This is a genomic window from Tardiphaga sp. 862_B3_N4_1, from assembly GCF_051811085.1.
Taxonomy (GTDB): Bacteria; Pseudomonadota; Alphaproteobacteria; order Rhizobiales; family Xanthobacteraceae; genus Tardiphaga; species Tardiphaga robiniae.
Window position 1 is genome coordinate 1,980,716 of record NZ_JBPWQB010000002.1, and the last position, 13,180, is coordinate 1,993,895.

General features: G+C 62.9%; 10 protein-coding genes. 2 read left to right on the plus strand and 8 right to left on the minus strand.

Features of this window, described 5'->3' with window-relative positions; all coding sequences use genetic code 11:
* Positions 1 to 72: 72 nt before the first annotated feature.
* On the plus strand, positions 73 to 1,338 hold the full coding sequence (locus AB8B02_RS26645) for an MFS transporter (protein WP_439065946.1): 1,266 nt from the start codon (positions 73 to 75) through the stop codon (positions 1,336 to 1,338).
* Here the strand turns inward: AB8B02_RS26645 and AB8B02_RS26650 are convergent.
* The 4 genes from AB8B02_RS26650 to AB8B02_RS26665 all read right to left on the minus strand — a co-directional run bounded on the left by AB8B02_RS26650 (position 1,335) and on the right by AB8B02_RS26665 (position 6,081).
* Positions 1,335 to 2,513, minus strand: a complete 1,179-nt coding sequence (locus AB8B02_RS26650) for a pyridoxal-phosphate-dependent aminotransferase family protein (protein WP_439065614.1) — start codon at positions 2,511 to 2,513, stop codon at positions 1,335 to 1,337. The genes AB8B02_RS26645 and AB8B02_RS26650 overlap by 4 nt on opposite strands.
* Positions 2,514 to 2,599: 86 nt before the next feature.
* Positions 2,600 to 3,451, minus strand: a complete 852-nt coding sequence (locus AB8B02_RS26655; RefSeq protein WP_093758029.1) for an LssY C-terminal domain-containing protein — start codon at positions 3,449 to 3,451, stop codon at positions 2,600 to 2,602.
* Between the two features lie 53 nt (positions 3,452 to 3,504).
* Positions 3,505 to 4,230: a thermonuclease family protein gene (locus tag AB8B02_RS26660; protein WP_309943819.1), complete on the minus strand. Its 726-nt coding sequence runs from the start codon at positions 4,228 to 4,230 to the stop codon at positions 3,505 to 3,507.
* A 114-nt stretch (positions 4,231 to 4,344) separates the two neighbouring features.
* The gene (locus tag AB8B02_RS26665; RefSeq protein WP_439065615.1) at positions 4,345 to 6,081 is read right to left on the minus strand and encodes a hypothetical protein; all 1,737 of its coding nucleotides are present in this window, start codon (positions 6,079 to 6,081) and stop codon (positions 4,345 to 4,347) included.
* Positions 6,082 to 6,432: 351 nt separating this feature from the next.
* Here AB8B02_RS26665 and AB8B02_RS26670 point away from each other — a divergent pair, with 351 nt between their 5' ends.
* Positions 6,433 to 7,299, plus strand: coding sequence for a caspase family protein (locus tag AB8B02_RS26670; protein ID WP_439065616.1), 867 nt, complete (start codon positions 6,433 to 6,435; stop codon positions 7,297 to 7,299).
* Between the two features lie 15 nt (positions 7,300 to 7,314).
* Here the strand turns inward: AB8B02_RS26670 and AB8B02_RS26675 are convergent, their stop codons facing one another.
* The 4 genes from AB8B02_RS26675 to AB8B02_RS26690 all read right to left on the minus strand — a co-directional run bounded on the left by AB8B02_RS26675 (position 7,315) and on the right by AB8B02_RS26690 (position 13,090).
* Positions 7,315 to 8,220 (minus strand): efflux RND transporter periplasmic adaptor subunit, encoded by a 906-nt coding sequence (locus tag AB8B02_RS26675; RefSeq protein ID WP_184512905.1) that lies wholly within the window; start codon positions 8,218 to 8,220, stop codon positions 7,315 to 7,317.
* Between the two features lie 9 nt (positions 8,221 to 8,229).
* Positions 8,230 to 11,340 carry an efflux RND transporter permease subunit gene (locus AB8B02_RS26680; protein WP_439065617.1) on the minus strand — a complete coding sequence of 1,037 codons (3,111 nt, stop codon included), beginning with the start codon at positions 11,338 to 11,340 and terminating at the stop codon, positions 8,230 to 8,232.
* Positions 11,340 to 12,203, minus strand: coding sequence for an efflux RND transporter periplasmic adaptor subunit (locus AB8B02_RS26685; protein ID WP_439065947.1), 864 nt, complete (start codon positions 12,201 to 12,203; stop codon positions 11,340 to 11,342). Before AB8B02_RS26685 ends, AB8B02_RS26680 begins: the two co-directional genes overlap by 1 nt.
* A gap of 230 nt (positions 12,204 to 12,433) precedes the next feature.
* A complete protein-coding gene (locus AB8B02_RS26690) occupies positions 12,434 to 13,090 on the minus strand; it encodes an OmpA family protein (protein WP_068737975.1) in 657 nt (218 codons plus the stop codon).
* Between the last annotated feature and the right edge of the window lie 90 nt (positions 13,091 to 13,180).

Genomic DNA, 13,180 nt, shown 5'->3' on the forward strand with positions numbered 1-13,180 from the left:
ACACGCGCAGCTGATCTCTCCCGCCGCGATGATGTCGCGGCGGCGGTGCCTGAGGTCGCCTGCGCGCCGGGGATTGCGCCGGAGTCCGAGCCGGGCCCGCAGGAGCCGCAGCGGAGTCCTGAGCCATCGAAGCAGAGCCTGCGCGGGCTCGACTGGTTCATCTTCTTTCTCGCCGACGTGCAGACAGGATTCGGCCCGTTCGTTGCGGTCTATCTCACCACGCAGAAATGGACACAGGTCGAGATCGGCTTCGTGCTGTCGATCGGGGGCATCGTCGCGCTGCTCGGCCAAATTCCGGGTGGCGCGATCATCGATGCGGCGCGCTCGACGCGGCTGGTCGCCGGTGCCGCGGTCGCGACCATCGGCGGCTGTGCGCTAGCTTACGCGGCGCTGCCGGTGTTTCCCGTCATTGTCGCGGCAGCGACGTTGCATGCGATGGCGAGCTGCGTGCTCGGCCCTGCGATCGCCGCTATCAGCCTGGGGCTGGTCGGGCCGCTGCGGATCGGCGAACGGCTGGGGCGCAATGCGCGCTTCGCCTCGCTCGGCAATGGCGTCGCTGCCGCCGTCATGGGCACTTGCGGCTATCTGCTGTCCAGCCGGTCGGTGTTCATCGTCACCTTCCTGCTGGCGCTGCCGGTGCTCTATGCGCTGTCCCGGATTCGACCTCAGGAGATCAACCCTGCGCAGGCCCATGGTGCCAGCACCAAAGAGGCCGAGAGCAAAAAGCCGATCCGTTTTCGCGATCTGGTGCGGCAGAAGCCGCTGTTGATTTTTGCCTGCGCTGTGCTGCTGCTGCAGCTTGCCAATGCCGCGATGCTGCCTTTGATGGCGGGCGTCGTCACGACGCGCTCGGCCGACTGGGCACCGGCGCTGATCGCCTTCTGCATCGTGGTCCCGCAGGCCATCGTCGCGGCGACCTCACCGACGGTCGGCCGAAAGGCGCAGCAATGGGGCCGTCGGCCGCTGCTGCTGATCGCTTTCGCCGCGCTCGTGATCCGCGGATTGCTATTCGCCGTGGTCACCGATCCGTTTGCACTGGTCGCCGTGCAGGTCTTCGACGGCGTCACTGCTGCCGTGTTCAGCGTGATGATCCCGCTGATCGTCGCCGACATCGCCTTTGGCAGCGGTCGCTTCAGTCTCGCGCAAGGCATTGTCGGCACCGCCACCGGCATCGGCGCGTCACTCAGCACGGTGACCGCCGGCTTCGTCGCCGACAAGCTCGGCGCGCCGGTTGCCTTTGTCGGTCTGGCCTGCGTCGCCGGGCTTGGTCTGTTGCTGATCTGGCTGGTGATGCCGGAAACTCGCCGCGACCACGGCGAGGTTGAGAACGGACCTTAGGGCGCGACGCTCTCACCGAGGAAGTTGACCGCGGCCGTGACACCGCCCTTGCCGTGCGGAATGCCGAGCGCCTGCAATCCCATCTCGATCACGCCGAGCGTTCCGAGAATCATGGGCGCGTTGACATGGCCCATATGGGCGATGCGGAATGCTTTTCCGTGCAGGTCGCCGATGCCGACGCCGAGAATGACGCCGCATTTGTCGCGGCAGTAATCGAGCAGCGGCGTCGGGTTGTCCATCCGCACCGTCGTGACCGTGTTGCCGCGTTCTTTCGGCTCGATGATATTGAAGCTCAGCACGCCGCCATCGGCCCATACGGCAACGGCGCGGCGCACGGCTTCCGCCAGCAATCGATGACGCTGGAACACGTTAACCAGCGTCTCGTCGAAAAGCATGTCGATGGCCTGACGCTGCGCGAACATCAGGTGCACCGGCGCGGTGCCCGAATGTTTTCGGTAGTGCTCGTCGCCGTCGCGCTCGGTCCAGTCCCAATAGGGTGTGCGCAGATTGGCAGTCTTGTGGATTTCGCGCGCACGATCATTCGCCGCGACGTAGCCGAGGCCGGGCGGTGTCATCAGGCCTTTCTGCGAGCCGGACATGGCGACATCGATGCCCCATGCATCCATCTCGAACGGCATGCAGCCGAGCGATGCGACGGTGTCGACCATGAACAATGCGGGATGGCCGGCGGCCTTGATGGCCTTGCCGATGGCTTCAATGTCGTTGAACGCGCCTGACGCCGTGTCGATCTGCACTGCAAGCACAGCCTTGATCTCATGCTTGGTGTCTTGTCGCAACGTCGCTTCAACCTCGGCAGGACGAATGGCGCGATTCCAGTCGCCCTTCAGGCTCTGCACGTCGACGCCCATGGCGCGCGCCGCGTGGCCCCAGCCGACCGCGAAACGCCCGCTTTCCAGCACCAGGATCTTGTCGCCGCGCGACAGCACATTGGTGAGCGTCGCTTCCCAGGCACCATGCCCGTTGGCGATATACATATAGGTGTTGCCCTTGGTGGCGAACAACGTGCCGATATCGCGCAGCAGCCCGAATGTGAGCTGCACCATTTCCTTGGAGTAGATATCCAGCGGCGGACGATGCATCGCCCGCAATACTTCGTCTGGCATCGTGGTGGGGCCGGGGATGGCGAGAAATTCACGACCTGCACGAACGACCATTTTCAATCCTTGTTGGTATTTTTGGCCATGGTGCCATGGCGCAGCGCGAAATCAAAGCGCGTGTGAGGTGGTTTGAATTTCACCGCTTAGTGAGTCAGCGCATCACGCCCGATCACATTCGCGATGGCCTGGAAGATCTGGTCCTTGATCTCGGTCGCCGCCGGGCTCGGGATCGTCTCGGGAGGGCCGTCGTGTTTGGCGCAGGCCACCACGAGCCGCAGGATCCAGACTTCGCCATCGGTGTAGTACAGGTCACCGCCGCCATTGTGGCCGGCGACGGTTGGCCCGATTCCTGTGACCTGATATTTGGCCTCGACCATGCCGGCCTTTTCGAGGTCGCCTGCGAGTACCGCGCGCTCCGCGTCGATATCGGCAGCGATATGATGCGTGATCGCGCCGGTGTATTTGCTGATCCCGACGCTGCGATCGAAAGTCGCATCGCCGAGCCAGACCGGGCGATCTTCCTGCCCCTTGTCGAGTACCTTCCAGAGCCGGATGTGGTGGCGATGATCAGCGCTGTTGCCGACCGGCTTCTCGAAAGCGAGATCCTCGCGACGGCCGAGGTAAACCAGCGGGCTCACCGGTGCTTCGCGATAGGGGCGGTCGAGCAAGACGCTGCCGACAATCTCGAGGGACGAGCGTAAAGTTACGGGATCGGCGGGATACCATCCGGCAGCATGCATCGCGCACAGCACGTCCTTCTTGTCGCCGATCAGGCCGACATTGATGGGATCGCCCGGGATGCCCTGCGCGGTCATGGTCGTCATCGGCAATCCGGCAAGGCTCTTCTGGTGCTCGTAATGGGTCCATAGTTCGGGGAGCAACAGATAGGCGATGCCGCCATAGATGATCAAAGCGAGCAGCGTCAGTCGCGCCGCCCGGAATGTCCGGCTGCGGCGTTGTTTTTGCGCAATGACATCCGTCTGCAGGTCAGCCACGGTTCCGCTCGATCGAATCTGAGCGGGGAACCTGCCACGTCAGCGCCACGATGTCATCGTCGGGTCTCGCGGCAGCCGGCGGCTTCGGCCTCTTCTTTAGAGCAAAACCAGCGTGTTCCCTTGCTGATCCGCATGCTGATCTTGGCATACCAGCGGCTTTCGGGCGTGTGATAGATGCAGACGCCGGCCCGGTTGACGTTGCCCTTGATCCGGCAGGTTGGCGACGGCGCCACGTGGCCGGATGCCGAGGCCAGCAGGATCGGCAAGGCATCCTCCGGAGGCTTGATCGAGCCAAGAATGGTGGTTTTCTTGTTGCGTACGCGCCAGTCCCAGGGCGCAAAGAACGCGCCGGCCCAAAGTCCGGCCTTGGCCTCACGTGCGGCTTTCTCGTCGGCATCATAGGCATGCGAGAAGCGCACATAGGAGAGCGCCCAGCCGCTCTTCACCATCCATTGGCTGATGTCCTCGCCGTCAACCTCACATTTGGCAACCGAGCGACCGAAGCGATCGGTCCGTAGCACGTGGCAGGTCCAGCTCTTGTCGCCGACATGTTCAACAAGCGCTTCATGTGCCGCGACGCCGCAGGTCCAGCGCTCGCCGGCGGCATTCAGGCACAACTGATCGAGGCCGGGCGAGTCCATGCCGGCGAGCCGGATGCGGGTCGCGCCAATGGTCATCTGGTCGCCGTCGCGGATCTTCGGCACGCCGGTCAGGTCGGCGGCCTGTGCCAGTGCGGGAATGCAAAGCATCGCGATAAAAAGAGAGAAGGTGCGGAACATGCGCATCGAACCGTTTGATTGCAAAATCATGACGACAATCCGGAGACAGTGCGGGCATTTCGCCGCCCATGCCAGCGCGGTCGCTCCTTCATACCTTCAACTTCGCGCGATGAACTATGCGGCATGGCCGTTCATCATTCTCCGCCGCGCCAGCGCGAGACCCATCAGCACGAAGGCTGAGGTCACTTCGGGACCGCCGACGAGAATCCGTGTTGGCGTTTTCATCTTGTTCCATTCATAGGCCTTGAACGGACCCTTGCGGCCGCCTTCGCCTGTTGCCGTGATGATGCAGCGCAGCGCAGGTGCGAAATGCGCGAGCTCGCCGCCGAGATGTCCAAGCGCGATCAGTGCGAGTGCCGCATCGAAAGTATTCATCTCGCGCGCAATCAATTCGTCCTGCACATAAGCGAGCACACGCAGGCGAATGAAGTCGAACGTGCCGTCGGTATCGATGGCCTGTTGTGTTGCGGCTGGTAGCTCACGGAAAGCCGCATAGCAGCGGCCGAAATAGGCGATGTAGAGTTCTGGCAGATAATAGATGTGCGATTTTGGATCAGCGAAGGCGCCGGATGCCACGAGGCGGCGCTGGAAGCCGATGATCCGCTGCATCGTTTCCAGACGTGTCGGTGTCTCCATGACTTTCCAGCGAACCAGATTTCGGAATGACACTTCGAGCACGTCGAGATTGAGCGTCGGATCGAGGTCGTTGCCATAGGGCCGCTCGCCCGCGAGATTGTCGATCCAGGTGACGATGGCGCCGTCATAGTCGATGTGATCGTTGATCGGCACGGTGACCATCGGCTCGTTGCTGCCGTTGCCGACCTGATAACCGGCATAGAAGTCGAGCAGGGGTTGATCGAGGATCGGATCGGTGGAGCCGGCCTGTGTGGCGGCGGAGAACGAGCAGGCGGTGGTGTCGCAGTCCGGCACATAGATGCCGAAGCCGAGATCCTGCTTGATCTGCGCGAACAGCCGGCTGAAGCGCGGATGCGGCGGCGGCGCCAGCGCGGTGATGACGTTCACGCGCGTCCCGTCATGCGAGCGGACTTCCTCGCGGCTGGTGACCAGGCAGAATTCAACCATCGCATCGATGGCGCGGTGCGAGGATGTCGTCTGGTCCGGCGACGGCAGTCCGGTTTCGCCGAAGCTGAGCAGCGCCTCGGTGAAGAACGCGTCGTAATAGGCAGAGCGATGCCGGATCTGCACCGGCTCCCACATGGGTTCGGCAATTCCGGTCCATGGCGGATTGATGAGTTTTCCGGCCGGCGAGCGGGCGATGAAGATACGCGCGAGAGTGAACAGCAGCGTCGAGTTCTTGTAGCCGCGCGAATTCAGGCCCGTCAGAGCCATCAGGAAATCGCGGCCATGCATGTCGGGATCGCCGATCAGGTTGAATGCCGCGTAGGTGGGGATGAAGCCGTTGCGGTCGAACGAGCGCAGCAGATGCGCGCCGCAGGCCTTGATGACATTGTCGATCTCGCCCAGCGACGGTGCCTGCGCTGATGCCGTCACCGGCTTCGGCTCTGGATGGCTCAATGTGACCGTGTCGAGCAGCTCGGCGATGGGCTGGCCGATGGCTTCCCAATCGGGGCTCGCGTCGTCGCGCGCCGCTCTCAGGGCCTGCTGTATGGCTTTGAACCGGGCAGGGTCGCGCAACTCGGGCAGGCCGGCGCGACAGAGCAATGGACGGAGCGCAGGATTGCCGAGCGCAGTTTTGTAGAACTTGACGATATGGGCGTCGCTGCCGGTGTGCTTGTGAAATAGGGGATCGCAGAGGTCGTAAAGCGACGGGCCGACCTTGCTCGCTGTCAGCGCGCGGTATGCGGCGCCGGCAAAATAAGTCACACCCATGAGGTTTCTTTCAGTGCCGCCCCCTGCGCACGCCTCGAAAACCGCCCGCCGCTGCTGCGGCGCAATCGCTTCCCGACACCTGCAAGCCTTTGAAAAATTGCACGAATCGGTCTGAATTACAATTGCGTGAAGCGCAAGCCCGTTCAAGACCTTAGCCTGGTCAGTCAGTAACCCTGTCTTAAATCCCGGCCTTTACCGGTTGCCCGGGTGGGCTCGACGGGTTAACAACCAGTTTGCTGCGATGCCGCAAATTGAGCGCATTTAATACTCATTGGTTTGGCATCCCTTCAAACCTATTTCGACGTTCGCGCGACCCACGGTTGCGCCTGAACGATGAGCAGGAATGACGTTATGAACGTACGGCAGTTTCGCGTATCCCGTCGCTCGATCACTGTGGCCGCAGCTTTTGTCGGCTTGGTGTCGCTGGTGCTTGGCGCCAATGCCGCGCTGAACAAGCGCTCGCTGGAAGCCGCACAGGCCGAGACGGTGACCGGGACGATCAATCCCGTGACGAAGGCGTCGCGCATCGCGCTGGTGATCGGCAACGGTCATTACCCCGACGCCGGCGCGCCGCTGAGCCAGCCGATCAATGATGCGCGTGCCATGACGAGCGCACTCCGCCGCGACGGTTTCGACGTCGATGTGGTGGAAGACGCGACCCGCGATGACATGACCCGCGCTGTCGAGCGCCTGAAGGCCAAGATCAAGCCTGAAACCGTCGTGATGCTGTATTTCGGTGGCTATGGCGTCCAAGTTGGCCGCCAGAGCTACATGATCCCGGTCGATGCTGCGATCTGGAAAGAGCGTGACATCCGCCGCGATGGCATGAGCGTCGAGTCTGTTCTCGATATCATGAAGGAGCAGGGTGCCCAGGCCAAACTGGTCGTGCTGGATGCGTCCCGCCGCAATCCCTATGAGCGTCGCTTCCGCGGTTACTCCCGTGGTCTCGCGCCGATCGATGTTCCTGAGAATGCGCTGATCCTGACCTCGGCGACGCCGGGCAAAGTTGCCGACGATGTGGATGGTCAGAACAGCCTGCTCGCAACCGAATTGCTGAAGAACATGAAGGCCAAGCCGGCGAGTGCCGAGTCCGTCTTCACCAACACCCGCGTTGCGGTTACCCGCGCGACCGCCGGTGAGCAGGTTCCTGCCGTGTCGTCGTCGCTGGTTGAGGACATCCTGCTCGGCGATAGCGCAACGGCCAAAGCCGGCAGCTAAGCTTTCCCATCGCGTTTACTTGTTAGCGTCTGCGCTGGCCATCACCGGACGAACCGGGTCGCCTTCGCGCAACAAGGCGCCCGCCCGCGCGACGATCACATCGCCATCGCTCAAACCTTCGCGTACCTCCACGCGCCCGCCTGACATGAGCCCGATCTCGACGCGCCGCGTCTCGATACGCTGCCGCCGCACCACCTGCACGACGGTGCCGCCGGCACTATAGAGAACAGCGGTCAGTGGCACTGCAACGCCGCAGCTTTCGCCAGTCTTGATGATGGCACGCGCGTAGGAATTGCTCATCAGCCGCCGGGCCGAGGTGATCGAGACCACGACCTGGCCGAGCTGACTGTTGGGCTCCACGGTGGAGGCGACGCGTTTCACTTTACCGTCCAGCTCTCCAGCGCCGATCACCTTGACCTTGACCGGCTGATCGACTTTCAGCTTCGGCAGGTCGCGCGTCGGTACCTGGCCGATGAATTCGAATTCGCTCCGCGCGATGATGCTGAAAAGAGCCTCGCCCTTGGCCGATGCGAGTGATCCGACCACGGCGGACGAGGCGCTGACCAATCCTGCGACCGTGGCCTGAACTTGAAGTGATCCGCCTTCCGGTGGCGTCAGGCGTGCGAGAATCTGGCCCGCGGTGACGTTCTCGCCGGCATCGACCATGACCTCTGCGACTTTGAGGCCCGGACGATCGGGACGGATCGAGACTTCCTCGCGCGGGATCAGGATGCCGGAGACTTCGACCGTGGCGGAGAAGCAGGACTTTGCGGCGGTCAGCACGGTCACTGCTGCACCCTTCGGGGCATCAGCAGGATCGTCGGCGGCCAGAGCCGGCTGTGTGAACACGCATAGCGACAACGCGACCAGCAGTCTGGCCCATGTGGTGGTTCGCTTGGAAGATGCGACGGACGGGGTCATTGCATGTGCCTATTTGTGCGGGACGGCGGGTGGTTGACCGTTTTGCGGATCTTCCTCGCCGCTCGACGCCAGCAGCTTGCGCCCAAAGCGCCATGCCAATTGTCCGACATCGTCCATCATCATGAACATCGCCGGCACGAACAGCAGCGACAGCGCCGTCGAGAAGATCAGCCCGCCAATGATAGCAAGCGCCATCGGCGAGCGGAATTCGCCGCCGGCGCCGAAGGCCAGTGCAGACGGCATCATGCCAGCTACCATGGCAACGGTGGTCATCACGATTGGCCGCGCGCGCTTCATGCCGGCATCGATGATCGCGACCTCTCGCGGCTTGCCCTCGCGAATGGCTTCCACTGCAAATTCCACCAGCATGATGGCGTTCTTGGTGACGATGCCCATCAGCATCAGGATGCCGATCCAGACAGGCGTCGTGAGTTGCTTTCCGGTCAACAGCAGCGCCAGGATCGCGCCGCCGATGGATAGGGGCAGTGAGAACAGGATGGTGATCGGCTGCAGGAAAGTGCCGAACAGCAGCACCAGTACGGCATAGACCATCATCAGGCCTGCCGAGATCGCGGTGGCGAAACCATCCGCGAGTTCGTTCAGGCTTTCGGCGTCGCCCGACTGCTTGACGCTCACATTCTTCGGCAGGCTCTTCATGACCGGCAGTTCGTAGATCTTCTTCAGGGCATCGCCGAGTGCGGCGGTGCCCACGAGATCCGCGGCCACGGTGGCCTGACGTTCTCTGTCGTAGCGGTTGATGCTGGTCGGTCCCTGGTCGAGCTTGATGTCGGCAACGACGGATAGCGGCACGCCGCCGCGGCCGCCGCCAAGCGGTACCCGCAACTGTTCGAGGATCTGGAAGTCGGCGCGTGCCGTGTCTTCGAGCTGCACGCGGATCGGCACCAGGCGGTCGCCGGCATCGAATTTCGCCAGAGCGGGACCAACGTCGCCGATGGTGGCGACGCGGATGGTCTCCGACAGACTCTCGGTGGAGACGCCGAGCCGCGCCGCCAGATCGGCGCGCGGCTGCACGCGCAGCTCAGGACGATCCAGCGAAGTTTCCGAGATCACGTTGGAGATCAGCGGAATGCGCTTCATCTGCGTCGCCAGTTCGCTGGCGACATTGGCGACGATATTGCTGTCGGTGCCGGTCACCACCAGCGAGATGGCGCGCAGCCCGTTTTCGTCGAGGAACCAGTAGCGAATATCCGGAACGCTTTCGAGTTCCTTGCTGATATCGAGTTCGAGCAGGCGCTGTGTATGTGCGCTGTCGCGTTCGCTCTTTGGGGTGTAGTTGATGATCAGAGCTGCGCGCCGCACTTCATAGGTGCCGGGCGGAACGTGACCGCCATCGACGAACACGCTCTTCACCTCAGGTCGCTTGCGGAGCCGTGCGACGATGTCTTCTGTGACTTTCTCGGTGTAAGCGAGCTGCGATCCCGGTGGCAATTCCATCGCCATGAGCGAGCGCGCCGTGTCCTGGGCCGGCAGGAAGCCCTGCGGCAGCAGCTGGATGCTCCAGATCGACAGTGCGAAGACGGCGAGACCGAACAGAACCGTCACGTAGTAGCGTTTCACCGACAGGGTCACGAGCTTGTTGTAAGCCTGCAGGATGCGCCCGGGCGGCGGGTCGTTGTGCTTGTGATCTTTCAGGAAGTACGCGGCCAGCACAGGCGTGACGAAGCGTGCCGCCAATAGTGAGAAGAATACCTGTACCGACACGGTGATGCCGAACTGCTTGAAGAATTGTCCGGCGATGCCGGACATGAAGCTGGCCGGGACAAAGATCGCGATAATGGTGAGGCTGATGGCGATCACGGCGAGACCGATTTCGTCGGCCGCTTCCAGCGCGGCGCGATAGGGCGACTTGCCCATCCGCATATGCCGCACGATGTTCTCGATCTCGACGATGGCGTCATCGACGAGAATGCCCGTCGAGAGCGTGATGGCGAGGAAGCTCACGAGGTTGAGCGAGAAGCCGAGCAGGTCCATCGCCCAGAAGGCGGGGAAGATCGATAGCGGCAGCGAGATCGCGGCAATGACCGTGGCGCGCAGATCGCGCAGGAAGAAGAACACCACAATGACGGCAAGCGCCGCGCCCTCGAACAGTGTCGAGATCGCGGCTTCGTAATTTCCCTTAGTGAAGTCCACCGACGTATCGATCAGTTTCAGGTCGACGTCGGGATAGGACGCCTTCAGCGCATCGATGCGTTTCTGCACGGCCGCAGCGACAACCACGTCACTGGCGCCCTTGGAGCGCTTGATGCCCAGCGCCACCACAGGTTCGCCGTTGAAGCGCGCAAAGGTGCGGCGGTCGGCGATGGTATCGGTGACCGTCCCGAGATCTTCGAGCCGCACCTCGCCGCCGGACGGCAGGCTGATCATGGTGCCGGCGAGTTCATTCAGCGTCTTCGCGCCCGCCAGCGTCCGGATCGCCTGATCGTTCTTGCCGATTTCGGCGCGGCCGCCGGCGAGGTCCACATTGGTGCCGCGCAGGCGCCTGGACACATCGACGGCAGTAAGGCCTGCGGCCTGCAACCGATCGGGATCGAGCGACACCAGAATCTCACGCTCGACGCCGCCGATGCGCTCGACCTGCGCGACGTTGCGCACGCCCTGCAACGCGCGCTTGACCACGTCATCGACGAACCACGACAGTTGCTCCGGCGTCTTGCCCGGTGAGATCGCCGCATAGGTCACGATCGGCAGGCCGATGACGTCGACGCGCTGGATCAGCGGTTCGTTGACATTCTGGGGGAGGTTGGCGCGCACGCGCGTCACGGCGTCCTTGACGTCGTTCAGCGCGCGGTCGGTATTGGTTTCCAGCGCGAATTGCACCGTCGTGACCGACAGGCCGTCAGTGATCGACGACGAGATGTGCCGGACACCTTCGACGCCGGAGACGCCGTCCTCGATGGTCTTGGTGACCTGCGCTTCAAGTTCCGCGGGTGCCGCGCCGAATTGCGAGACGGCGACCGAGATCACCGGAATGTCTGCACTCGGTAGCCGCGTGATCGCCAGCTTGGTGAAGCTGATCCAGCCGAGTACCAGAAGAATGATCGAGAAGACGATGGACGGAAGCGGATGGCGGATCGACCATGCCGAGATATTCATTGCCATTAACGCACCCGCGATCGATCGAGGTCATCGGCGAATATGGTCTGGACCTTGTCGCCGTCATGAAGTGATGTGCCGGCATCGGCGACGACGATGTCGCCCACCTCGACGCCTTCAAGAATTTCCGTCGACGTATCGGACACCAGCCCGACTTTTACCCGTCGGGTCTCGATGGTGTTGCCCTTCACGAGCTGCACCATGAAGTGTTCGATCGCCGAGCGCGGGATCGCGACGCCGCAGCTGCGCTTGGCGTCGATGCTGGCGCGGGCGAAGACACCGACCTTGAGCGACGGGTTGCTGGCCAGCGACAGCCGGACATGGCCCAGCTGCGTCACGCGGTCGATCTGTGGCGACACCAGCCGCACCTTGCCGAAGATATCGGGTTGATCGTCGCGGCTGATCCGCGCCGTGACGCCGGGGTTGAGCTTGAGGATGTGGATGCTCGGCACTTCTGCATCGAGCTCGAGCTCGTTGTTGATGGCGATCCTGAACATCGGCCCGGCCTGCGGCGAGGCCGGTGCGCCGACGATGGTGTTCACGGAGGTAATCAGACCTGCCGCGGGGGCGCGCAGCGTCACAGGATTCGGGCGTGCATTGCCTGCTGTCGGCGGCGGTATCAGCCGGGCCAGTTCCTGATTCTCGGTGACGCTGTCGCCTTCGCGGACCAGCACTTCGGAGACCTTTGAACCTTCGGTCTCGACGCCGACAACGGCCTCGCGGCGCGGAACCACGAATCCAGTGACCCGCACGAGATCGGAGAAGCAGGCATTGGTGGCTTTGGCGACGATCACCATGGCGCCATTCGGCGAGGCGGAGCCGGCGGGTGCGGGTTCAGCGGCGAAGCCGATAGAGGTGGTTGCGACCATGGTGGCCGCCAGCGACAGACATGCGAGAGAGGGGGAGAAGCAGGCAAAAGCCTTCATTGCGAGATCGATCCACTTGGTATTACGGAGCACCAGGGGCATTCGATCGGTGCGGCGGCAGGTCGGGGCAATCTATACAGGATATCCGCGATCACCACAGCAAACAGCGTCCCGCGTGGCGCGGAACGCTGTGGTGCGGCAATCCGCAGCAAGCTCAGAGGTGCCACCGAGCTCTATTGGGATGCGGTGGTCTTGTTCGCCATATTCACCACCTGAACGCGTCGGTTGGACGGGTCAGTTGGCGCAACGCCGGCCTTCGGCTTGCCCTTGCCATAGCCGACGGTGACGAGGTCGGCGCCGGCGATGCCGTATTTGTCCGTCAGATAGCGCTTGATGGCGTCGGCGCGGCGCTCGGACAGGTCCTGGTTGTATTCTTCGCCGCCGACGGCGTCGGTATGGCCGGCGACCACGAAGGTCGCGCCTTTGAGATCTTCGCTGCTCAGGGCCTTGCCGAGGGCCTGCACCGAGGACAGCGACTTCTTGCTGATATTCGCCGAGTTGTAGTCGAAGGTAATTTCCAGATCGATCGCCGGCTTGGTCTGGGCGACGGCGGCGATCTGCTCGCGCTCGCCGATCGACAGCGACCGCGTGCTGCGATTGCGAAGGGAGTCGACGAACTTGCCTTCGGCGGCATTGACGGCCGGCTCGGCCGGCGGCGTCATCGACAGACCGCGGGTCAGCGGCTTCTTTGGTGCCAGCGCGCGCAGGATCTGGTCGGAGGTCACTTCCTCAGCCGCTGCGGCGATGCCTGCGGTCAGCGACAAGGCGACGCTGATCATGGCGATCGTGCGAAGTGCCTTGAAGCCGGGGCGTGCGGATGTGTTCGGCATGGGTGCATCCTTCATTTAGTCGCGCGAAACGCGCTTGAATCAAATCCAGCAAAATCTGGTGCCGGATCGCTTCAGGATGGCTTCCGGCTT